Raw genomic sequence first — 23,322 nt, forward strand, 5'->3', positions numbered from 1 at the left:
CCCAATATATCTATTTTGATAGTCTAATCCCCTATTGAATGATGCCTCTTCAAAATCTGTGATATTTGCTAGAGGCTTAATTTTATTCAGCATCTTCTCCAACCATATAGAGAAGATTTCTGACACTACAAACCTTTTGCTGGTGAAGACAAACATATATAGAAAAGCTTGAAATATACATGCTCGGAGGCAACCGGAAACAGTACACCTCAAGCTGATCTAGTGAAAATTATAGAATTTCAAATACTCCAGCAGCCCCCATGCCGCCACCAATACACATAGTTACTACACCATATTTTTTGCCTTGACGCTTTAATTCATGAATAAGTTTTAGTGTTAAAATAGCACCCGTTGCACCAAGTGGATGTCCTAATGCGATAGCTCCACCATTCACATTGACCTTATCTTGGTCAATGCCTAAATGACGAACAACCTGTAAAGATTGGGATGCAAATGCTTCATTGATTTCCCATAGATCAATAGCATCTACTGATAAACCTGCTATTTCTAATGCTTTCGGTACCGCCACAATTGGACCAATTCCCATTACTTCAGGTGGTACACCACCTACTGCAAAGCCTAGGAATTTTGCCATTGGTGTTAAACCTTGCTTGATAGCCTCTTCACGATCCATCACCAATACAGCTGCTGCACCATCGGAAGTTTGAGAAGCGTTCCCTGCTGTCACACTCCCTTTCACATGGAAAGCTGGACGAAGTTTCGCTAAGCCTTCAACCGATGTACCAGGACGGACACCTTCATCCATGCTGAAAGTGAATTTTTTCACTTGTGGCTTATTGTTCTCATCAACATAATGTTGTTCCACTTCTATTGGTACAATCTCATCATTAAATTTACCTTCTTTGATCGCCTTTTCAGCAAGTTCATGTGAACGAACAGCAAAAGCATCTTGATCTTCTCGACTTACATTGTACTGTCGAGCTACTTCCTCAGCTGTATGCCCCATTCCCATATAATATTGTGGTGCTGTTTCAGCTAATGTTGGATTTAAGCGGGGTGTGTTCCCCACCATTGGCACCATACTCATTGACTCTACTCCACCAGCAAGAATGGCCTTTGAATGCCCTAGCATAATTCGTTCAGCTGCATAGGCAATCGCCTGTAGACCTGAAGAGCAAAATCTATTAATTGTTAGAGCCGGAGTTGTATCTGGTAATCCGGCAAGTGCACCGATACTACGAGCTACATTCATCCCTTGTTCTGCTTCTGGCATAGCACAGCCTAAAATTAGATCATCTATAGGTCCCTCATAGCCTGCTCTTTTTAATGTTTCTTTGACAACGGCAGCACCAAAGTCATCTGGTCTTACTGTTGCTAAAGAACCTTTTTTTGCTTTTCCAATTGGAGTTCGTGCTCCTGCTACAATAACGGCTTCACGCATCGTATAATCCCCCTTTGTTTCATGTGCAAGTTTTGTCTATTTCGTCCATTAGTTACGAAGTGGTTTCCCCTTTAACAGCATATGTTGCATTCTTTGCTGTGAAAGTGGATCAGCAACAAGGCTAAGGAATGCCTCACGCTCTAAGTTTAATAGATACTGTTCATCGACTAATGTGCCATATGGAACCTTACCACCCGCAATAACGTAAGCTAGCTTTTTAGCAATTTTCAAATCATGCTTACTGATAAAGCCTGACTCATACATACCTTGCGCACCAATGAGTAATGTACCGTAGCCTGATGCACCAACCACAGGAACTTTTGTTGGCACAGGTGGTTGATAGCCTGCTTCGTAAAGTGCTAAAGCCGCTTGCTTCGCGTCATATAATTGATGATCTTGGTTAACAGAAATCCCATCTGCGAAGTTTAAGAAGTTATTTTCACGTGCTTCCTCACCAGATGTTGAAACCTTCGCCATCGCAATTGTTTCAAAAACTTTATTTGCAATATGCTGATAGTCTATCTCAACACCATTTGGTAGGCCCTTTAGGAATTTTTGATAAAGCGCTTTATTACCTCCGCCGCCCGGAATTAACCCAACGCCTACTTCCACTAATCCCATATATGTTTCCATCGTTGCCTGGATATGTGCAGCAGGTAAACAAACCTCTGCACCGCCACCTAATGTCATCGCAAACGGTGCTGCCACAACTGGCTTACGTGAATATTTAATTTTTTGCATCGAATCTTGGAATGCCTTAATGACAAAATCTAGTTCAAAGATATTATCATCCTGCGCCTCGACTAAAATCATTCCTAGATTTGCTCCAACACAGAAGTTTTTCCCCTGGTTTCCAATAACTAAGCCCTTATAATTAGCTTCTACCTCGTCGATTGCAAAGTTGATCATTTGAATAATATCTAAACCAATAGCATTCGACTGGGAATGGAATTCTAATAATGCAACTCCATCACCTAAGTCTATTAAACTAGCACCTGTATTAGATTTAATTACGCCATGTTTTTTCTTATACCGTTTTAAATCAATTTCCTTTTCATTAACGGGCACTTTGACATACTCCGAACCATTATAGTAAGCCAAGTCACCATCGATATCTGAATAGAAAGTTTCAAACCCATTTGCTAACATCTCTTTTACAAAGGCAGGTACTTCTCGACCTTCTGCCTCCATTTTTGTTACAGCTTCTTTCACGCCAATAGCATCCCAAATTTCAAATGGTCCTTGTTGCCAGCCAAAGCCCCATTTCATCGCATTATCAATAGCTACAATATCATCTGCAATTTCACCGTATAGCTGAGCAGAATAAATTAATGTAGGAGCAAATATTCCCCATAATAATTCACCTGTACGATCTTTTGCATATGTTAAAGTCTTCACTTTATTAGCCAATCCACGAGTTTGTTTCGCCATTTCAATGGAAGGTGTCTTTAATTTTTTCGCAGGACTATAGTCCAAAGTCGTTGGGTCAATTTCATGAATCTCTTTTCCTTGCTTTATGAAGAAGCCTTGGCCTGATTTGGCACCGAGCCAACCATTCGTGACCATTTTTTGCAAAAATTCTGGGACAGCAAACACCTGCTGCTCCTCACCTGTTGTTTGATCGTATACATTTTTAGCTACATGAATAAATGTATCTAATCCAACAACATCGAGCGTACGGAACGTTGCCGATTTAGGACGGCCAATAAGCGGACCTGTCACGGAATCTACTTCCCCAACTGAGTAACCACCTTTTAGCATTTCCTGTAACGTGATGAGTAACCCATAAGTGCCGATGCGGTTAGCAATAAAGTTAGGTGTATCCTTTGCAAGCACAACGCCCTTACCCAGCACATCTTCACCAAAGGTTTTCATGAAGCTTACTACTTCAGGTGCAGTTGTATCAGCTGGAATCACCTCTAATAGTTTTAAATAGCGAGGCGGGTTGAAAAAGTGTGTGCCAAGAAAATGCTTTTTAAAATCATCTGAACGTCCTTCTGCCATCGCATTAATACTAATGCCAGAGGTGTTTGAGCTAATAATTGTTCCAGGTGTACGAACAGCATCGATTTTTTCATACAGACTTTGTTTTATAGGTAAGTTTTCTACAACAACTTCAATAATCCAATCTACATCTTTTAGTTTCCCTAAATCATCTTCAAAATTGCCGACCGTTAGTAGTGATAAATTTTTCTTAGAAGTAAGTGGTGCTGGCTTTTGCTTTAATAACTTTTGCAAAGCTCCGTTTACAAGACGATTTCTTACAGCTGGGTGCTCTAAGGAAAGACCTTTTGCCTCTTCCTCATGCGTTAGTTCCTTCGGTGCAATATCTAATAGTAATGTTGGTATACCGATATTAGCTAAATGCGCTGCAATTCCAGAGCCCATCACCCCAGAACCTAGAACAGCAGCTTTTTTAATGTTATAAGTCACAAGCAATTCCCCCTTATTCTTCCATTGAATGAATAGCCATTCATTTTTTAGTCAAAAAAATATCAAGTGTACCTTAGTGGATTTTTGTCCCTCTGCTGAATGAATATTTACTAAATTCAACAAGCACAACTAAGGTTTATCTCCATTTCAAAACATTGCTAATGAATGAAGATAAAACTACTTTTCTGTTTTTAGTGTAGATTATTTTGTCTAATTTAGCAATCTTTTTTCAAGAATTATTTTTGCAATATACATCTTTTTTTGTCGTTTACGAGCTAAATGGAGACAATAAGTAGCGATGACTATAGCCAAACAGAAAACTTTCAGGATACGCAAAAAATGTGTAGAATGGTAAGCAAGGAGAGTGAATACTTAATGAAAACAATTACTACTGCAGAACAATTTAATGAATTAATCAATGGCAACCAAAAAGTACTAGTGAAATTTTACGCTGGCTGGTGCCCAGATTGTACACGTATGAACATGTTCATCGATCCAATCATTGAAGAGTATAACCAATTTGATTGGTATGAGCTAAACCGCGACGAGCTTCCAGAAATTGCAGACAAATATGATGTAATGGGCATCCCAAGTTTATTAATTTTCCAAAACGGTGAAAAGCTTGCTCACTTACACAGTGCCAATGCAAAAACACCTCAACAGGTAACTGAATTTTTATCTGCTCAACAATAATAATAATGAGAGCTGCATTTCTTCATGAAATGCAGCTCTTTTTGAAAGGAGATACCATTATGCGCCAACAATTGGGGCTACTCGGAAAATCACAATATGATGCTTCGATTGCAGCTAACTATCGTAATTCTGCTTGTGGCCCTACTACAATACACGTTATGTTAAATTATTTGAATGGATCTGCTCCTTCGATTAATGAGCTTTATAAACAGCTTGGTAGTACCAAAATTGGTTTGTTCAAATGGCGTTTGATTCGCAATTTACGCCGATTATATCCATCATGGGATGTTCGTACTTGTTCATTAAAAGAAGCTTTACAGGAAATTGATGCAGGGCGTCCTGTTGCTATGCGCTTTGATCGTTATTTTAGTTTTCGTTGGCGAGATCAAACCTCTACTTTCGCCTATCATTGGGTACCGCTAATTGGCTATGACATTAGAGATGATCAGCTATGGTTAATTTTTCATGATAACGGTACAGCTAATCGTGATAGCATCATTCGTCAGGCACTCTATCAACACAACGAAAAAGTATTGTCCTTTGTAAAAGTGGCCCCTCGCTAGAGTAAATATCGAATCGCCTACTATTTGCTCTCTATTCTTCTCCTTACAATAAAAAAAGCAGAGCATATGACTATACTCTGCGATGATTAATTAAATAAGTGAATACAAAGAACGTGCATGCTTGGCAATAAGCGTGTAGCCACTCTCTTCGATCTCTTTAAATATGTGCGGCTCATAGTTTGGTAATATGAGGCTTGAAAGGTCTGCTTCAATAGGCACATCGGTTTGAATCGTTGCGAGCTCATGCGATAATTTCAGCATATCTATATTGTCTTGGATTTTAGTTCGTTGACCTGGCTTTAATTCACCGAGCGACGCTAGTACACTATCAATCGAGCCATATGTTTGAATTAATGTGAGTGCTTGCTTAGGACCAATACCTTTAACGCCTGGATAACCATCACTTGTATCTCCCATAAAAGCCTTAACTTGTGCAAACTGCGCGGGCTCAATACTATACTCCTCTTTAAAACGTCCATGTGTATAAATATCATATTCTGTGTAGCCCTTTTTCATAAATGCAATCTCTGTTGAGGGTCTCAAAAGTTGAAGTAAATCTTTATCTCCACTAATCACAGTAATTTCAGCCTCGTCCTGCCATTTGGTAATCATTGAGCCAATTAAATCATCAGCCTCCATGCCCTTCACACCAAAATTCTGCCAGCCCATTTGTAGGGATAAATTTTTCGCCATATCAAATTGAGGCAACATTTCCTCCGGTGGCGCTGGACGATTTGCTTTATAGCCATCAAATAAATCATTGCGGAATGTATGCGCCCCCATATCCCAGCAAACTGCCATATGTGATGGCTTCATTAAAGATTGCGCAGTTAGTACATGTCGTACAAAGCCTTGTGCTCCATTCGTCGGTGTGCCATCCGCCAAGCGAATAAAGTGACCCATGGCCGCCGAAGCGAAAAATGAACGGAATAACAATGCCATACCGTCAACAATCAGTAGTTTTGGTTTTGTTGTCATCATAAATTTCCTCTCTATAACCGTACAAGTTTGTATAAATTTTTGATACCTATTGAATAGTATAGCAAACTTTCAACAATGAGCATTGTCAATACACGGCAATATGCTTACTTACAACGTCACTTTTCCTTTTTTTGAGATACGATTGCGATGATCCAGCTGAATACCTGTTAGCCATTGTAAAAATGCCGTTACACCAATTTTAACGGTTTCTGGACGCAGCGTTCCTTCCTTAGGATCTGCATAGACAAAATCAATATGGCGAACCCCTTCATTTTCACCTATAAGTTTGAGGATATCAAATAATTCATAGGCTGTTAGACCACCTGGTGTGGCAGCGGGGACATCTCGTGCAAACATAATATCAAGTGCATCTAAATCCACTGAAACATAGATTCGATCAACCTCATACATTAGCTGACGTAACATTTCACGTATTGTGAGTTGAATACCATCACGTCGCATTTGCTTTAATGTAATCATATGAATGCCCTGTTCCCTTGCATAATGAATCATTTCCGGGGAATTGAAAAAACCATGCAATCCGACATTATAAATATGTCTCCCTTCCACAATCCCTGAGGCAATCAATTGATGGATTGGAGAATCTTGAGCCAGCCCAATTTCCTCTTGGTTTCTTGCATCTAAGTGTGTGTCAATTTGAATGATGCCAATACGGTCCTGCGGAAAGGCATTTTTTATTCCTTTTAATGAACATGCGGTAATGGCATGGTCTCCTCCAATCAAGCAAGTAAAGCTTTTTTGAAAAGCTATACTTAAATTTTCTGCTGCCGCCTCGATGGCAGATTCAGAAAGCATTCTATCTTGTTCATGAATCGCCACATCGCCAATATCAACGACTGATAGTGCACGTAAATTTATTTGCTCATCTAAGTTATATGATTGGAAGCTAGGCCATACTTTACGAAACGCTGTTGGATATTGCGCTTTTGCAGATGCTTCTCCTGCATACGATAACAGAGCTCCATACACAACTATATCCACATCATTTGGGTTTGGGTTTGTTTGCTGCTTAATCCATTGATGCATGGCCGATCCATTCTCTTGCTTCCATTGGCATTCCGGTTCTATAAACATATACATCTACCACCTTTATATCTTTTCTATTGAAGTTAAATTAACCTATATTTTTTCACATGTCCCTCAAATGTCCTACCCAATCTTCTCTCTATCTAATAGTACCATTCGTACATTCAACTTCGTCATTGTTTTTCACTTTTCCTCTTTTCTTTTAACTTTCCTATGGGAAACAAAAAAAAGCAAACTAGAAATCAGTTTGCTTCAAATTTCACTATGAGTTGGCGATGCTACTTTTGTTGTTTGAAGTGATTTTCACAAAGTTCGGCTACCTCATACATGGAATAGCTTTGAAAATTGTATTGACTGCGTAATTCTTGAAAATAAAGTAATAGCTCCTCTAACATGGCTAAATTTTTAGCTGTATTCTTCCCAAAATTATGAGGATGCCACCATAAATGATAAAAAGCTTGGGCCTTTGCAGCCTCGAGCATACTTTCCTTTATGCGTTTTACCTTTGAGCCCTCGAATACGTGAAATGGACGAAAATAGGGTCTTAAAAAGGCACTTGAACGAATATTAATCAGTTGCTCACCCCGCATTTCCTCCAAGGTTGCCATATGATGGCCAGTAAGATTGATATAGCTATCAAGCCATTTTTTCGCTCCCAAAAGTCTACCTTTTTTCGTAAACTTTTGAGCATCATACAATGGATGATTTTCAGTTCCTCTGTAACAAACATAGCCCGCTTCTACACATGCTTTAAAATAGTCCTTATTCACTTGATTTCTTGGAAAAACCATGGACTTCATTGGCGAAATATAACCCTCGCTTATGGTCTTTGTCGCGTCTAAATCTGCATAAAAGGCAGCTTCTGTTTGACCTGTTTCCAAGCAATAATAATGAGAAAAGGTATGGCTACCTATTTCCTGATGTGGTGTACGTTTAATCTCCTCTATTAAAGATTTACCAAAATGTAAGAGGTCCTCTTGTTCGTTTTCGCCTACTTTAGCTAGCTGGCTATGTGCTGCATAGCGCATATTGTCATACTTAACAGGGATACCTCGTAAATAATGAGCCATTTCAGCCTTTGATTCTGCAAACAGGAGTCCGACTGTCGCCCATGTTGCATGAATGTCATATTGCTCAAATAACGCAAGTATGCTGGGCAAGGCTTTCCGTACACCATATAGGTTTTTATTATATTGTCCATATCGAAATACATCATGGACGCCCCACTTCAGCTCAAAATCTAATGAAATAACGAGACCCCCACCATTCATGTTGCTACTTCCTCCATTTTTGCACGCCTAGTAGCAGTGCGCGTATTTTTGATTGGGTAATGTAGCCTGAGTAAACATTGACAACCTGTCCACCAAAGCTTAGTTTGAATGCACGTACATTCCGATTATCGGTTAATTCACCCATATCATATAAAACAAAACCTTGCTCCTTAAAATGAAGAAGATTATGCCAGATTAAAAAACGATTGGCATAGCGGTATGGTCTCTTTAAATGTGGAGATATAGCTGATGCCGCACAAGTTGCTTCATAATAAGACATTGCTTTATTCTCATGTACAATATCCAGTCGATAGCATAATGTTTGTCCACAAATACTTTGAATTTCAGATAATAATAATGCTCCCTGTTTGTTGAGAAGCATGATCGTATCCATTTGAGATTTACCAATACCCTCAAGCTTTTTTCTTTTAGCAAAATGATTATAAAATTGCTGAAAAGCTCGTAAGTTTTCGACGGAAGGCTCTTTATATAAAATAACTTGATAATATTCTTTATGTGCGCGTCGTAATATTTTACGGTTTCCTTCAGAAAGTGCTAAGTACAATGACAGCTCATGACCTTGAAGATTGATATGAATCGTTTCACTTTTAACAAGCTTTCGACTTGGGACAAGAGAATTTGTATAGCCTATTACTTTCATGGATTTTCGAACATTGGCTGGCTTTTCTAGAAAATAAAAATGCTGCAACGCAATATTCCATCGCTTACTTTTAATGGACAGAATGAACATCGCCCCCACTCTCCGTATTTTTTTGTACATGTTGTCGCTCAAAACGAGCTACTTTATAATGTTTCATTCGAGTAATAGGTTTATAGCCTAGCTGTACTAAGCGCTTCCGTTTTCGCCATTGCCAAAAGCTTGCCGTTACCCACAATGTTTGTCCAGGTTTGATTTTTCTGAAATAGGCCGTTATAATATCGATTTGCTTGAACATATCATAGGCTAAAAAATAAGTTTGTTTCGGTAATGCTTCTACTATTTGCAGTGAATCGACACGCCAATTTGTAGCGTGTAACGCGAATGCTGGCTTATTTGTCTCTGCAAAGGAGTCCTTATAAACCGTGTATCCTTTATAATAGAGAGCAATGACTTCCTCCTGATCAAGCTGCATCGCTTCCTGAATAGCCATTTCCTCAAATAAGTTGCCCACAGGTTGCTGTGGTGACACATCCTCTGCTGGAGATAATTCATAGAGCTCCACTTGCTTCAAACGAATAAACCTATCTACGAATTGTTGTCCATATTCTAGCCAATCTTTAAGCTTTCCATACTTTACTAAATAGCGGAATCGTCCAAGTTTGTTACGCTTCCAATCTACAAATCGCTGATTATTTTTTACATATTCCTTAAGCCGCTCCATTAGTAGCCATGAACCTGTCACTAGCCTCGCACGTCTCGTACCGCTACTGGCAAGCATTCGTCTAGTAAAATCGATATTCGTACGCCAATCAAATTTGTAAGGCTCATAGCCAATACTCATATCAAATAGCCGATAATTAGCCGCGAATGTTCGCTGAATAGATTCCTGATTGACGATACGTCCAGGACCAAATACATTAAATGTCGGTTCGTGAGCAAGCGCATAGGTTACAAAGCGTCCACGACAATAAAGTCCATATGTGAAGGCAATCCACTGATTTTCAAAGACAAGTACATCGACCTCTACTTGTAGCGCCTCCCCATGAAGCATTGTTAAGCGCTCAAAAAAGTCTCTTTTCTTCCCTTTTGTAAAGTCACTCGTATCCAGTTTCTTTGCCCACCGTCGATCAAATAATCGAAACATTTGCCATAGCTCGTCTTGTGTAGGGACTCTCCTTGTTAATGTGCCTAGCTTCCGTAGCTTTCTTTCCCGCCGATCGACACCATGCATTTTTCGGCGTTGCTGGAAATGCTGAGGAAAGTCTACCTCAGAAAAAGCGAGATATGGAGTGACCACACGGAACATACTTGTTCGTAACTGCCTTTCCACGAAATATTGTTCGATGACTTTAGTAGACTCTTTACTTTCCAATAAGCCATGCAGTGAAAAAATGACGTGCCGATGTTTTTTAAGAAGCTCATCGAACACAAAGGTCGTTGTGTCCATTAACCATTCTTTTTTGGCAACAACCCCTGTATAATTGGCAATACTTTCACCCGCGAAGGTATACACCCTAATCCCCCATCGACTAGTCACCATAAAGGGGAAAAAGGCCAAAATGATTCCTTTATGTTCCACAGCGAAGAGCTCTACTCGTTCTTTTCGCCCTACTATTTGCCACCAATTATAAAACCAAGCAAATTCAATAAATGGATTATCATTGTTCTCTTCCTCTAAAATACCATCCCAAATTTCCTTGTACCACATGAGCTCATCATCTGTTCTAATGCGTATTAATTGCAATTCAATCCCCTTTCTTTACGAGTTCTAAAACAGCTTGCTGATAGACCATTAATGTTTTTTGGTACATCGGAGTAAACGTAAAATGCTGTAAATAACGTCGTTCGCTCGCATTACCCATTTTTTTACTTAAGGTAGCATCCATTAATAAATAGTGAAGCCTCTGCTTCAATAATTCTTTATCCTCACGCTCCACTAAAAAACCATTGTCATGATCCACCACTAACTCTTTAACACCACCCACATTTGTTGCAACTATAGGGAGACCTATACGCATCGCTTCAATAATAGAGATTGGCAAACCCTCCCAATCTGACAACAAAACAAATACATCACTTTTCTCTAAATAGCTGTGTACGTCTAATTGATCACCCAAAAATGTTATGCGATCTGTTAAATTATGCTGTGCAACAAATTCTTCTAAAGCTGGCCGTAGAGAACCATCTCCAATCAATTGAAGCTGCCATGGAACATCTGTCAGTTCTGCTAACGCCTCCAGCAATAGATCCTGTCTTTTTGGCACTTCAAAACGAGCAACCATCATTATGACAGGCTGCTCCGTATATGTCTTTTCTGTTGATGAAATTCTATCTATTGGGGCAATACCATTATGAATAGTTAGCAGTTTATGAGCTGGAGCAACCTTTTTCATGAGTGCTAGCTCCCGATCATAATCAGATACCGTTATTATTTTTGTGGTGAATCGTTGAACCGATTTTTCCATTCGATAATAAAGCACCTGTTTCTTTTGAGGAACACCTTCTGTAAAGCTCCAACTGTGTGCGGTAAAAACAGTTGGGATACGCAGTAAACTTCCCACTATACGACCTATCACACCTGCCTTGGACGAATGTGTGGCAACCACATCAGGTTGTATGCTTTTAATGACGGCTCTTAATTGCCAAAATGCTTGGAAATCCTTTGTTAGATGAATAGCACGTTGCATAGCTGGAATACGAATAACCGTAATTTTTTCCTCTTGTAAGCGCCAAAGGGATGGCTGATAGGAGCCTGTCACGACAGTCACTTCATGACCATCTTGCTTGAGCTGGATCGCTAATGCCTCAACATGCTTTTGCGCTCCACCGATTTTATCCATTCGTGTAATAAACTGAACAATTTTCAGTACGGCCACTCCCCATCATTTAATAGGCACCCGTTCTTGCTACTACTACATAAAGAGTTTTCAAAACAATTTGGACATCCATCCAAAAGGAGTAATGATCCACATATTCAATGTCATATGAAATTTTTTGTCCATGGGAAATATTAGAACGGCCGTTAATCTGGGCAAGACCTGTTAAACCTGGTTTTACCTCTAGTCTCCTGGCCTGTAAATTGTTATAGGCGTTTGTAATGGTTGGAACCTCCGGACGAGGCCCCACAATGCTCATTTCTCCTTTTAATACATTTAACAGCTGAGGAATTTCATCAATACTTAGCTTTCGAAGGACAGCACCTACTTTGGTAATCCGTGTATCCTGTTCTACTTTAAAAAAATAGTCGTCTGGAATACCATTGGTACATATAGCTGGCATATTGACTGGAACTGCCTGTATACACATTGTGCGTAGCTTCCAAATAACAAAGCGGTGATGATCGAGGCCAGTTCGTATTTGTTTAAAAAAAATGGGGCGACCTGTTGAAATGAGTAAAATGAGGAATACAGCTAGCATTAGAGGGATTGTCATAAAAAGTAATAATAATGCCCCGATAATATCAAATATTCTTTTGCCATACTGACCATAGAATGTGAGATTCTTAGTTGTCGGAACGTGCACTTCACCATCCTTTGCATTTTTTTACTACTTAACACTATATATTCATTTTGAACATTTCTAGAACTATTTTAAGAAAAGTGCTTCTAGATGAAAAAAAGAGTTATACCAGCGACACTTGCTGAATAACTCCATTTTTCTTATTATATGCATGCTCCTAAGATTTGGGCATCACATTCAATTACTACATTGCCTTTTAATGCTTTGCTAATCATACATGTTTGTTCCGCTTTTTGTGCGAAGCGAGCAATTTTTGTTTCAAGTTGTTCTGTTAAATTGGTAATTACTATTGTAGGCTTATGAACAATTTTTTCATAAGTAAACACACCATTTACTACACTGACATACCCTTCAGATTGCAGAGATAGATCGTGTACAGCCACTTCTGATCTTTCGAGAAGAGCAGCTAATGTAATTAAATAACAAGTCGCTGAAGCCCCTAATAACATTTCATCCGGATTTGTACCAATGCCTGGTCCATCCATCTCCTGAGGAATAGAAATTTGCGTTTTCAGATTGCTAGCATTGATAGCTCCCGTACCATTTCTTCCATCCGACCAAGTTAAGTCCATTGTAAATTTATGCTGAACCATTTTAAACCCTCCTTTACATATGTATGACTATGAAGAAAAATGCTCATTCTCCAAAGAAGACGAGCAGTTCTCCGTCAATAATGTTTAGCAAGACGCTTGAACGATAATAGCGCATCCACTTTCGATACTGCTGCCTATAACTCTACCACATTCTAAACGGTATGCTCGAAATAAGTGGATCGTTTTGAAATAGGAAAATTTTACTTCGCTAAACAAAAGATAACTATTATTTTACAAAAAACAATGTGACAAATTTTATGGTAGAATAGAATAAATAATTCTTTAGGAGATTTTAAAATGATTTTAACCAAGCAAGAAGCAATACAGGCACTTAAAAAGAACAAATTTATCGGTTTTACTATTGCAACAGGTAATATTATTATGAAAAAGATGAATAAAACCGATTATAATATTTTTGTTTTTGAAGAAGGAAAAGAGAAGCCTTTACGTTATGTTGGCTCGATTATGAACGTTATGGCAACTATGAGTGATAAAGCATCGAATAAGGATTTTGTCATTGTAGAACAGCTTCCAACTCAAAATAACGTTGCCGAAACACAAGCATCAGAAAACGAAGTGACAGTCGAAGAGAAAGCTGTAGCATCAAAGGTAGAAGAAGTAGTAGTCGTTGATGAAACAGAAGAGAGTCGTGCTATTGCAGGCTATGAAGATCTATATAAAATGACGGCAAGTGGTCGCATTATTACGGTACGTGAAAATCGTCCATTAGCTCGTTGTAATGATGAATACGGCTTCCATATTGCACGACTTACAAAGGACGGAAAGGCTTCCAGTCATAATGTCTTTGAACTGTGGAAGCAAACATTCCCTGAGTTAGAGCAAACTCAATTCAAAGGTGCTTTAAAAGCAAAATACGGGACAGGTTGTAAGCTAATCGATAAACCTGGTATCCATTTTTAATCTCATTCACTAAAATGTCTCAACAACAACCCTCAGTTGATAACACTGAGGGTTTACTGTTTATAAATGAAACTCTTTTCGCCAATTGAACAACTTAACGATGTTAATTTGAGCCACTTTATGAAATCCAGCATGCATCAGCTTTCGTCGTCTGCGCCTCTCATACCACGGAACTAACGTACAGACGGATCGCCCTTCACGTTGCACTTGCACAACTATTGCCTCTAATAGCTGAGTGTCATATTCTCTGATGAAAGACATATTGGCGGATAGCTCATACGTATAGCCACTCTCCTCTTCGCGTGCTATTTGATCGTGCCTTCTATATACGATTTGATCTCCATCGCCAAAAAATTGATTTCCCTTATAAAAATGCGCTATATAAGCAGGCCGCTTATTCATTGTCATCATATCCTTCATTTGTAGCTCTTGAAAGGGTCTATATCCTTGACCGTTTTTTTGCTCCGCGATATAGATGGCTACTATATAAATAGCTACGATTCGTTGAAGGGCTCCTTTTATTACTCGGAACCATTCTCTTATTCGAGCATGCTTTAGAAAATACAACAATTCCCCTAACCTGTCCCTCTTCCATTTCACAAGCTGGTGATTGTTTGTTAATTTCCCTTTTACCCGATCTCTTAATACCATCCATGACCGAATAAGGCGCTCAGTAGTGCCTTTCGTACTCATAATAAATTTTCGTGTAAAATCAATATCGGTATACCATTGAAACTTATAGGGCTCATAGCCACTACCAAAATCATAGTAACGGAAGCCTAAATCACGTGCCTTGAACATATTTTCCTTTTCTATTAAACTGCCGGGGCCAAACCTATTGAAATCAGGCTCATGACCCATAGCCTGACAAAAATTACGATCTCTACAGCATAAATCAATGGTAAAGCCAATCCAATGCCCTTCAAATTGCAAGCTATCAACCTCGACTCTAAATGCTTCATTAGAGACATCGGTCAAACGTTCATAAAACAATTGGGTCTGTGCTTCTGTAAATCTGCTTTTGTCCAATTTCTTGCGCCATCTTCGCTTAAAAAGCGTAAACATTTCATGAAAATGACTGACGCTAACATCCTGAAAGTCAACGTGCCCAAGTAGTTTTAATTTCTTTTCATAACGCTTAATACTTTTAAACGTCTTACGATGCTTTTTCAAAAAATCATCAGGTGTCATTGATTGAAAATCTATAAATGACGTGACGGTTCGAAATATAGAATAAGGCATCTGGTATTCTATCGCATATTTCTCAAGCTCTTGGGAAGTGTCTTTACTTTCGATTAGACCATGAAACACGAGCAAATAACGCTTATATTTTTGCGTGAACACCTTCAATATATAATGAATAGCCCGCTCCAGCCATTGCTGCTCTGCTATCACTTCCATATAAGCCGCATACCCTTGTCCTAAAAAACCAAAGTGATGAATTTTACCGAATCCCACAGAATGAACTAACGGAAAAAATGCCACTGCCGTACCTTGATGTTCGACTATAAATATTTCTACATTTTCATGTATACCAAGCGTTGCCCACCATGTCGTCACCCATTCGTATTCAATAAAAGGATTATTATTTTTTTCCCGTTCAAGTATATCTGACCAAGTACTTCGATAGGGCTCTAACGTTTTCATTGAAGTGATTATTTTATAATCTAGCAACGCACTGAATCGCTCCCTTTTTCATTATCATCACCACTTATTCAGTAGCCACTATATTCCAAGCAAGCAAATATTAGAACAGTCCATCAACGTGAAACCCTCCCCATTCAATTGAATAGGAAGGGTTTCGTCCACACTATACCTTTAGAAGTGGTTCCTCTATTTTGTTTACAGCATTGGCCATATGTGTAGTCGCTACATAGCTAAGTGTCATGCCAGGTCCAATCGTTGCGCCTGGTCCAGGATAGGTTTCTCCCATAATAGACGCTGAGCAATTACCTGATGCATACAAACCTTCTATTGGTTGACCATCCTTTTTCACAACACGAGCACATTCATCCACTACTAATCCACCCTTTGTACCAATATCTCCAGGATAAAGACGCAAAGCATAAAATGGAGCTTTCTTGAACTCTGCTAAATTAGGGTTGGGTAATGTCGGGTCTCCGTAGTAATTATCATAAGCACTATCGCCCCGATAAAAGTCATCATCATGACCATTCTGTGCAAAGATGTTAAAACGATCTACCGTTTCTACTAAGCTTTCTACTGGCACATTCATTTGCCTCGCAAGATCCTCAATCGTTTCGGCACTTTTCACGATCCCATGGTCATACCAGCTTTTCGGGAATGCTTGTCCTGGAAACAAACCTGTAAAAATATAACGGCTTTTAGCAGTAGCATCAAGAAGAATCCATGAAGGTACAGCCTGTTTCGTCTCCTCCTGATGCTTGTACATTGTATCTACAAACTCATGATAAGGTGCTGCTTCATTGACAAAACGTTGCCCTGCACTATCTACAACCATCATATTGGGAACGCCCCGATCAGCCACAAGGAAGAATGGTTGTCCTTGTGGATCTATAACAGAAGGTGCTCCCCATACTTTATCCATTAAATCGAGGGTAGCTCCCATTTTCACACTAGGCTCAATGATATCCCCTGTTTGCCCCATAGGTGAAGAAGTCCACGCAGCATTAGTAGGAGCAGGCAAATATTTTTCACGCAGTGCCTGATTATGTGAAAAGCCACCGGATGACAAGACAACGCCTCGCTTTGCCTCTATCCGCTGCTCTTGTCCATCACGTTCAACTATCACACCAACAACTCTTCCATTATTCATGATGAAATCTTTAAAAGCCGTTGATAACCAAAGCTCTCCATTCGCTTCGGCAAGTGATAATCGTAGACGTGCCACTAATGCTTCACCTAGCGCTACTAGTTTGCTCTTTGTTACCTTGGATTTCACTAAACGCATTCCTAATTTCAACGCAGTCGTTTTCCCTTTGAATGTTCGCATAATCATATTGACCTTATGAAACTCGTAACTATTCATCGTAAAGCCTTTGGTGGATAGAGTTGCTCGACGCATATGATCGGCCAGTGAGCCCATTTTTGTTAAATCAAAAATAAGAGGTTCAATGGAGCGTCCCTGCGACAAACCGCCCAATTTTTCAGGATAATAATCGGAATAGCCCTTGGCATATCGGAAGCGCATATGATTCGTTTTATTGTATAAAAATCGCAACATTTCTGGCCCTCTTGTAATATAAGCTTCCTTTAACGCTTCAGGTACACGATCACCTATTGTGGAATCTAAATATTGGCGTGCAAGTTCATGTGTATCTGGGACACCTTCACCTTTAATAACATGATTATTGGGAATCCATAAGGCGCCACCAGAAATTGCAGAAGCACCACCGTAACGATCTGTTTTTTCAATCACTACTGATTTTAATCCTTGTAATTTTGCTGTTAAACCTGCTGTCAATCCCGCTGCTCCAGAGCCTACTACAACTACATCAAAACTTGCATCCCACTTCATTCAACCATTCCTCCCTATGAGCTAAATCGATGAATATAATCTTCCAATTAAAAAGTATAGAATTAAACCAATTTTCAGTCAATTTAATATGTTCGCCATTTTCCTACATAAAGCTGGCATTCCATGTCAAGAAAGTTTGCTACAAGCATATTCAACTTTACTTAGCATATATTTGGAAAAACGACTTTAAGTTTATGATGAGGCGGGGGATTTTACAGGTGAGTGCAATGATACTTGGTGGATTTCTATTTTTCAGTGTGAGCATTGGTGGCGCAATTGCCTGGATTTTCTCTAAGCTATTTCAACATACAACTCAAGGGCTGTCATTATTATGTGGAGGTTTCCTAGTAGGCTTACTCGTTCTAGATATCATTCCTTCTTCATTTCAAATCTATCAATCATTTGGAATTATACTAGGGATTTTTATTGGCTATTTCATTTTCCAACTATTAGATACTGTATTTCATGCTTCTCATGCGCAAAATCCCTCTGTCTCTCTACTAACCCTTGCCATGATTATTCATACCATACCGATTAGTCTTACTGTCGGCAATTTACTTGGCAATGCAGCACTAAGTATTTCTCTCACAGCTTCCATTATTCTTCACCATGTTCCTGAAGGTTTTGCCCTATCCACCGCACTCATTGCTCAAGGCGAAAGACTATGGAGACTTTTTATTTATTTCTTTATCTTTTCTATTTTTTTTAGTATTTTTATTTGGTTTGGGCAATATTGGGCCTTACCCGAAAAGGCACAGGGTATCTTAATGGGCATTTCTATAGGTTTGATTGCCACAGCCAGCATTTCTGAATTCATTTTGCATCAACTAAAGTATGTCTCGTTTAAATCATTTTTTATGTATCTCATTTTAGGCTATATGCTAAGCTATATTTTCCATACACTAGTTAAATAGGCTACGAGTTGTAAAAGAAAAAATCACAAATAAAAAGCAATCCACCATCATAAAGTGGATTGCTTTTTATTTTTATTCCTCGTGTTGTTGCTCACTTGAGAAAGATCCACTTCCATCGCTTGTGAATATCTTGTTATCACATATGCTATTTCCTCACGTGTAACAAGTTTTTTTGGTTCAAACTTACTACCATCGAAAATATCAATTAAGCCATACTCTTCTAAAACTTGCCGATTTGGATTAAATGTTGTGGCAGATGAGCCATTAATAATATCCGCTTGATAGAGCAATTGAATAGAACTCTCCGCCCAATGTCCAATTGCATCCTTGAAATACCCACCTGGTTTTAACTCCACATCTGTACGGGCAAATACTAGCAACATATCATTTAAATCTGCGCACTAATTACTTCCCATTTGTTTGCTGTATAGATTTCGCTCTTAAAGCCATTTCCAGTTTGGATAATTTTAATTTGAATTGCATTACCGAATACTTTCTTAATGTCTTTATAGTTTTCCTTACACTCTTTTTCTCCTCCTGGATAAAGGTTTGTACCATCTTTATAAGATTGAAGAATTGCCTCTAGTGAAATTTTTACTTTATATTCGTATTCGTTGTAACGATTGTAACCTCATTATTTTCAAAGCCTACTTTAGATAGCAATACTATTATTGCTAAGACATGGACAGCTTAGTTGCTGTTCTTTTTTATTTCTACAGTTATGTTTAGTCGATATTGGGTACATACTTGAAAAGGAGGAATCCCACAAACTTTATATCATTATAATAATAGTAGCTATTATTTGATTTTCTATTACTTAAAGAAGTAGTATGGAATTGTAACGAAGGATTTTTTTACATATCCACACTATTATATTAATGTAACAATTTCAAAGGAGGAATTTCGATGAATTATCAAAACATTACGGTCGCAGGTAGCGGCGTCTTAGGAAGTCAAATTGCTTATCAATCTGCTTTTAAAGGTTTTCAAGTAACAATTTACGATATTAACGACGAGGCGTTGAAAAATGCACAGGATCGCATTACAAAATTGAAACCACTTTATCAACAAGACTTAGGAGCTACACAAGAAGAAGTAGATGCTGCCTATGCTCGACTAACATTTAAAAGCGACTTAGCACAAGCTGTTGCCGATGCTGATCTTGTAATTGAAGCAATCCCTGAAGTTGTCCAAATTAAAACGGAATTTTATACGACCCTTGGCAAAGTAGCACCTGCAAAAACAATTTTTGCGACTAACTCTTCTACTTTATTACCTAGCCAATTTGCAGAAGCAACAGGCCGTCCTGAGAAGTTTTTAGCGCTACACTTTGCCAATACTATTTGGAAAAACAACACAGCTGAAATTATGAAACACCCAGGCACAGATATGAATGTATTCGATGAGGTTGTTGCATTTGCACGTGCAATCGGCATGGTTCCACTACCATTATATAAAGAGCAACCGGGCTATATTTTAAACTCATTGCTCGTACCATTTTTAGATGCCGCTGAATCTTTATTAGTAAAAGAAGTGGCAGAACCAGAAACAATCGATAAAACATGGATGATCGGCACAGGCGCACCACTTGGCCCATTTGCCATCTTAGACATCGTTGGTATCAACACTGCTTATAATATTGTTGAAGCAAAAGCAATGGCTACTGGTGATGAAAACATGAAAAAGCTAGCCAACCTACTGAAAACAGAGTATATCGAAAAAGGTAAGCTTGGTCGTGCAACAGGAGAAGGATTCTACACATATCCAAACCCAAGCTTTGCTGAACCAGATTTCTTAAAAGGTTAAAGAAGAAAGAGCAATTGTCCACAAACAAGGAGAATTGCTCTTTTTTTTGGCTTATGTGAAGAAATCCCAAAAGCTAGGAGTATTGATGAATTCCTTAGTCGCAAGTTTTTCAATAATCTTTAATTTAATCTCCTGTTCCAAGTCTTCTCTTTCCTGATAGCTTGTCTGATGGAGACATTGTTTAATTTTAGGTGAAAAATTCTCAATGAATAGAAGTGACTCCTCATTATAGTTATTTTCCCTGTCCATCCGTTATCCCTCCTCTTTACGAAGCTTTTGTTGTAGTTTTTGTAATGCCTTTCGATGAAGATTCGATATATTTTGGGATGTTGTTTGTAATGCTTCAGCAATCGCCTTTATCGAATAATCTTTAATATAAATCATTTCTAAAATTTGAAGCTGCTTATCCGTTAAGCTCTTCAAGGATTGAAATAGCTCTTCATTTTCAACAGTATCTAGTAATCCTTCTTGAATGATTTCGTCCTTTCTCATCATCCCTGTCTCAAATAGTCCATCGTCTACAATTAATAAAAAACGGTCTTGCAGTCTTCTCCTTTTTTTATCAAAATCCAAGCTATAGAAATAAATTAAATTACTGACATATTTTATTTTTTGAACATTTATATAATGTAATTGAAACGTCTCATCAACCCTTTTCATATTACAATCGGTTGGATATAAAATCGCTTTTTCAACTAAATAAAGATTTTTAGCATTAGCCAAAAAGCTTTTGATAATTGGATTTTTTATCTGTTCCATATTCCTGTAAAAAAACTCTTCGATCTTGTAGTTATCGTTTTTCATCATCATCACTCCTATCTATCCGCCTTCTTGCTAAATAAAGTGACTATCATATATCTATTATAAACCAAAATAAGAACAAATGTTCCTAAAAATCAAATTCATATTGATTTTATTTAACTTAAAATCACTTTTACATACGTAAGACACAATATTGGTGGAGGAGGAAGATGTTATGCTAACACTCGAAAATATTCAAATGTGGATAAACCTAATTGGTAATTCAGGATTCCCAATTGCCATCACCATCTATCTCTTTGTGCGATTTGAAAAAAAAATCGAAAATTTAGAAGCTGTCATCATAAGAAGTTTAAATAAAAATGAGGAATAGTAAAAAAATACGGCAGCATCCTTTTAATGAATGCTGCCGTGTGATTTCGCATTGCTCGTGCATACAATATATGTAAAAATAAATATTTCTGTGATGGGAGGGGATTATGATTACTCACAATACAATGGTATCAGCCGATATAGCCATGACCATTTTTTTCATGCTAGGCATTACTTATAATTACTTTTATGATTCATTCCCCATTCAAATTGAATACTTGGGCAATCTTGTATTTTGGCTGATACTCCCATTATCAATCATTATTGTTGTGCTAAGCATATGGTTACTAAAAAAGAAAGTAAGCATGGTTAGCTCTTTATTAGCACTTTTTTTAGCGGTCATTACTATATTTATTTTATGGTTATATTGAAGTTCGTATACAAGCCTTTGAAGATTTGCTTACTTCAAAGGCTTTACATATAGAACCATATAATCTTCATCAAAGTATTGCTGGTCTATTTTTAAAGCTCTCTTCTCTGTCCCAAATACTTGAAAACCTAATGATGTGTACAGTCCTTTTGCCGAATCATTAGAAGATACTACGGTTAAATTGATTTGCTCTACATCTGCTAATTGTTTTCCTTGATTGATTATGGCTTGCATTAAACGTTTACCTAAGCTAAGCCCTCGCTTTTTTGGAGACACATAAACGGCAAAAACACTCGCTTTATGCTTTAGCTTCATTTTGCTTTCCTGCACCAATGTAGCAACCCCAAACAATTCATCCTGATCAAATGCTCCAAAGGTAAAAGAACCTTGCGCTTCCAGTCTACTTGCAAACAACTCAAGCGTCATATCTTTTTCCTCTTCAAAGCTTGCACCAAATGCCTCAGGATTTGTTTGTAATCCCTCTAATCTTAATGTCCGATAAGACTCAGCATCTTGTGCTGTTAATAACCTAATTTCCATATATCTTCTCCTCCCATTTTTATTTATCGACTAACAACGTTTTGAAAACGGAAAAAAATTTCTAAAATAACATCTTTAAAAACTGTTCAAAATGCACGCCTGCCTCGCGAGGCACTTGCTCCTTGGAAGTCGCTTCAATAGCAGCCGTTAAAAACGTCTCTGCTAGCTTCATGGACTCCACTAAATCCTGCCCACGCATCATGCCGCCCATAATAACAGACGCAAATAAATCACCCGTGCCCGAGTAACTTTCACCATTATAGTCACGAATACTATGGAAAGAACGGTTCGCATCGATAAACATATTCCCGACATAGCGCTTTCCCTCCACTACAGGTGGATTTAAGCCAGTAATAATGACATTTGCACCTGTGGTCAGTTGGAGCTGCTGTCCCCCTTCCTCTAGTGCCTGAATATAATCTATTTCATGCTGATAGCTTTGCAACCTCTCAAACGACAAGCCTGTGAGCAAACAACATTCCGTAACATTAGGCGTAATAATATCTGCACACTTTACTAACTCCTTCATCCGTTCCAGTAAGTCGCCCGTAAACATTTTATATACCTCACCATGATCGCCCATTACAGGATCAACTAGCAAGGTCGTATCCGTTGAGTGAAACACGCCTAAAAAACGGAAAATATTATTGATTTGCTCTTTACCTGTGACAAAGCCCGTGTGAATACCGTCAAAGCTAGCCCCAAGTTTGCTCCACTCATCCACAAAGTAGTCCATCTTTGAGGTTAAATCCTCACAATAAAAGCTGGAATACCCTGTTTGTGCCGTTAGAATGGCAGTTGGTAATGGCACAGCCTGCGCGCCCATCACAGATAATACAGGCATTGCAGCCGTTAGCGAGCATTTCCCAAAGGATGACATATCCTGAATTACAGCCACTTTTTTCATCATACATTCCACCTAACTCATCCTGATTATACTCACCTCATCGTATCACAATTAGAAAGATGCGAAAATAT

24 protein-coding genes are annotated in these 23,322 nt (G+C 38.5%); 7 read left to right on the top strand and 17 right to left on the bottom strand.

Annotation, left to right across the window (positions count from 1 at the left end):
• Nucleotides 1-229 precede the first annotated feature (229 nt).
• Both B3D94_RS03275 and B3D94_RS03280 read right to left on the bottom strand, forming a co-directional pair.
• Entirely contained in the window at nucleotides 230-1,402 is a 1,173-nt protein-coding gene (locus B3D94_RS03275) for an acetyl-CoA C-acetyltransferase (protein ID WP_069482512.1), read from the bottom strand.
• 48 nt (nucleotides 1,403-1,450) lie between these two features.
• Entirely contained in the window at nucleotides 1,451-3,835 is a 2,385-nt protein-coding gene (locus tag B3D94_RS03280) for a 3-hydroxyacyl-CoA dehydrogenase/enoyl-CoA hydratase family protein (RefSeq protein ID WP_291754645.1), read from the bottom strand.
• Between the two features lie 348 nt (nucleotides 3,836-4,183).
• Here B3D94_RS03280 and B3D94_RS03285 point away from each other — a divergent pair, with 348 nt between their 5' ends.
• Together B3D94_RS03285 and B3D94_RS03290 are read left to right on the top strand one after the other, a co-directional pair.
• Nucleotides 4,184-4,528 (top strand): thioredoxin family protein, encoded by a 345-nt coding sequence (locus B3D94_RS03285; protein WP_083244814.1) that lies wholly within the window; start codon nucleotides 4,184-4,186, stop codon nucleotides 4,526-4,528.
• Between the two features lie 59 nt (nucleotides 4,529-4,587).
• Nucleotides 4,588-5,091, top strand: a complete 504-nt coding sequence (locus B3D94_RS03290; protein WP_036120023.1) for a C39 family peptidase — start codon at nucleotides 4,588-4,590, stop codon at nucleotides 5,089-5,091.
• 90 nt (nucleotides 5,092-5,181) lie between these two features.
• On the opposite strand, the gene B3D94_RS03295 is transcribed toward B3D94_RS03290, so the two are convergent.
• The 8 genes from B3D94_RS03295 to B3D94_RS03330 all read right to left on the bottom strand — a co-directional run bounded on the left by B3D94_RS03295 (nucleotide 5,182) and on the right by B3D94_RS03330 (nucleotide 13,163).
• Nucleotides 5,182-6,069 (bottom strand): 5'-3' exonuclease, encoded by an 888-nt coding sequence (locus tag B3D94_RS03295; RefSeq protein ID WP_291755007.1) that lies wholly within the window; start codon nucleotides 6,067-6,069, stop codon nucleotides 5,182-5,184.
• 111 nt (nucleotides 6,070-6,180) lie between these two features.
• On the bottom strand, nucleotides 6,181-7,173 hold the full coding sequence (locus tag B3D94_RS03300) for an agmatinase family protein (RefSeq protein WP_008179969.1): 993 nt from the start codon (nucleotides 7,171-7,173) through the stop codon (nucleotides 6,181-6,183).
• Between the two features lie 224 nt (nucleotides 7,174-7,397).
• Complete coding sequence (locus B3D94_RS03305) at nucleotides 7,398-8,390, bottom strand: polysaccharide deacetylase family protein (protein WP_291754653.1); 993 nt, start codon at nucleotides 8,388-8,390, stop codon at nucleotides 7,398-7,400.
• A 4-nt stretch (nucleotides 8,391-8,394) separates the two neighbouring features.
• Nucleotides 8,395-9,141 (bottom strand): hypothetical protein, encoded by a 747-nt coding sequence (locus tag B3D94_RS03310; RefSeq protein WP_291754655.1) that lies wholly within the window; start codon nucleotides 9,139-9,141, stop codon nucleotides 8,395-8,397.
• Nucleotides 9,122-10,795 carry a GNAT family N-acetyltransferase gene (locus tag B3D94_RS03315; protein ID WP_291754657.1) on the bottom strand — a complete coding sequence of 558 codons (1,674 nt, stop codon included), beginning with the start codon at nucleotides 10,793-10,795 and terminating at the stop codon, nucleotides 9,122-9,124. The genes B3D94_RS03310 and B3D94_RS03315 overlap by 20 nt, the downstream gene beginning before the upstream one ends.
• A 1-nt stretch (nucleotide 10,796) precedes the next feature.
• Nucleotides 10,797-11,927 carry a glycosyltransferase family 4 protein gene (locus tag B3D94_RS03320; RefSeq protein ID WP_083244737.1) on the bottom strand — a complete coding sequence of 377 codons (1,131 nt, stop codon included), beginning with the start codon at nucleotides 11,925-11,927 and terminating at the stop codon, nucleotides 10,797-10,799.
• Nucleotides 11,928-11,937: 10 nt separating this feature from the next.
• Nucleotides 11,938-12,573, bottom strand: coding sequence for a sugar transferase (locus B3D94_RS03325; RefSeq protein ID WP_008179979.1), 636 nt, complete (start codon nucleotides 12,571-12,573; stop codon nucleotides 11,938-11,940).
• Nucleotides 12,574-12,713: 140 nt separating this feature from the next.
• Nucleotides 12,714-13,163, bottom strand: a complete 450-nt coding sequence (locus B3D94_RS03330; protein WP_193832971.1) for an SACOL1771 family peroxiredoxin — start codon at nucleotides 13,161-13,163, stop codon at nucleotides 12,714-12,716.
• A gap of 297 nt (nucleotides 13,164-13,460) precedes the next feature.
• On the opposite strand from B3D94_RS03330, the gene B3D94_RS03335 reads away from it, so the two are divergent.
• Nucleotides 13,461-14,084: a 3-ketosteroid-delta-1-dehydrogenase gene (locus B3D94_RS03335; protein ID WP_291754664.1), complete on the top strand. Its 624-nt coding sequence runs from the start codon at nucleotides 13,461-13,463 to the stop codon at nucleotides 14,082-14,084.
• 60 nt (nucleotides 14,085-14,144) lie between these two features.
• Here the strand turns inward: B3D94_RS03335 and B3D94_RS03340 are convergent, their stop codons facing one another.
• Together B3D94_RS03340 and B3D94_RS03345 are read right to left on the bottom strand one after the other, a co-directional pair.
• Complete coding sequence (locus B3D94_RS03340) at nucleotides 14,145-15,758, bottom strand: GNAT family N-acetyltransferase (RefSeq protein ID WP_291754666.1); 1,614 nt, start codon at nucleotides 15,756-15,758, stop codon at nucleotides 14,145-14,147.
• Between the two features lie 136 nt (nucleotides 15,759-15,894).
• A complete protein-coding gene (locus B3D94_RS03345; protein WP_069482519.1) occupies nucleotides 15,895-17,583 on the bottom strand; it encodes an FAD-dependent oxidoreductase in 1,689 nt (562 codons plus the stop codon).
• Nucleotides 17,584-17,810: 227 nt separating this feature from the next.
• Between B3D94_RS03345 and B3D94_RS03350 the strand changes: the two genes are divergently transcribed.
• Nucleotides 17,811-18,497, top strand: coding sequence for a ZIP family metal transporter (locus tag B3D94_RS03350; protein ID WP_291755010.1), 687 nt, complete (start codon nucleotides 17,811-17,813; stop codon nucleotides 18,495-18,497).
• Between the two features lie 47 nt (nucleotides 18,498-18,544).
• Here the strand turns inward: B3D94_RS03350 and B3D94_RS03355 are convergent, their stop codons facing one another.
• Complete coding sequence (locus tag B3D94_RS03355; RefSeq protein ID WP_291754668.1) at nucleotides 18,545-18,880, bottom strand: S-layer homology domain-containing protein; 336 nt, start codon at nucleotides 18,878-18,880, stop codon at nucleotides 18,545-18,547.
• Between the two features lie 523 nt (nucleotides 18,881-19,403).
• On the opposite strand from B3D94_RS03355, the gene B3D94_RS03360 reads away from it, so the two are divergent.
• A complete protein-coding gene (locus B3D94_RS03360; protein WP_291754670.1) occupies nucleotides 19,404-20,303 on the top strand; it encodes a 3-hydroxyacyl-CoA dehydrogenase in 900 nt (299 codons plus the stop codon).
• 51 nt (nucleotides 20,304-20,354) lie between these two features.
• Here B3D94_RS03360 and B3D94_RS03365 read toward each other — a convergent pair whose 3' ends face one another.
• Complete coding sequence (locus B3D94_RS03365) at nucleotides 20,355-20,552, bottom strand: hypothetical protein (RefSeq protein WP_008179990.1); 198 nt, start codon at nucleotides 20,550-20,552, stop codon at nucleotides 20,355-20,357.
• 3 nt (nucleotides 20,553-20,555) lie between these two features.
• Nucleotides 20,556-21,062, bottom strand: coding sequence for a sigma-70 family RNA polymerase sigma factor (locus B3D94_RS03370; RefSeq protein WP_175423134.1), 507 nt, complete (start codon nucleotides 21,060-21,062; stop codon nucleotides 20,556-20,558).
• 217 nt (nucleotides 21,063-21,279) lie between these two features.
• Between B3D94_RS03370 and B3D94_RS03375 the strand changes: the two genes are divergently transcribed.
• Both B3D94_RS03375 and B3D94_RS03380 read left to right on the top strand, forming a co-directional pair.
• Nucleotides 21,280-21,435 (top strand): YvrJ family protein, encoded by a 156-nt coding sequence (locus B3D94_RS03375; protein WP_083244739.1) that lies wholly within the window; start codon nucleotides 21,280-21,282, stop codon nucleotides 21,433-21,435.
• Between the two features lie 106 nt (nucleotides 21,436-21,541).
• Complete coding sequence (locus B3D94_RS03380; RefSeq protein ID WP_291754677.1) at nucleotides 21,542-21,805, top strand: hypothetical protein; 264 nt, start codon at nucleotides 21,542-21,544, stop codon at nucleotides 21,803-21,805.
• A gap of 29 nt (nucleotides 21,806-21,834) precedes the next feature.
• Here the strand turns inward: B3D94_RS03380 and B3D94_RS03385 are convergent, their stop codons facing one another.
• Nucleotides 21,835-22,344: a GNAT family N-acetyltransferase gene (locus B3D94_RS03385; RefSeq protein ID WP_291754679.1), complete on the bottom strand. Its 510-nt coding sequence runs from the start codon at nucleotides 22,342-22,344 to the stop codon at nucleotides 21,835-21,837.
• 61 nt (nucleotides 22,345-22,405) lie between these two features.
• Complete coding sequence (locus tag B3D94_RS03390; protein WP_291754681.1) at nucleotides 22,406-23,254, bottom strand: pyridoxamine kinase; 849 nt, start codon at nucleotides 23,252-23,254, stop codon at nucleotides 22,406-22,408.
• Nucleotides 23,255-23,322: the final 68 nt, after the last annotated feature.

The sequence above is a fragment of the Lysinibacillus sp. UBA5990 genome, from assembly GCF_002429815.1.
In the GTDB taxonomy this organism is placed as follows: domain Bacteria; phylum Bacillota; class Bacilli; order Bacillales_A; family Planococcaceae; genus Lysinibacillus; species Lysinibacillus fusiformis.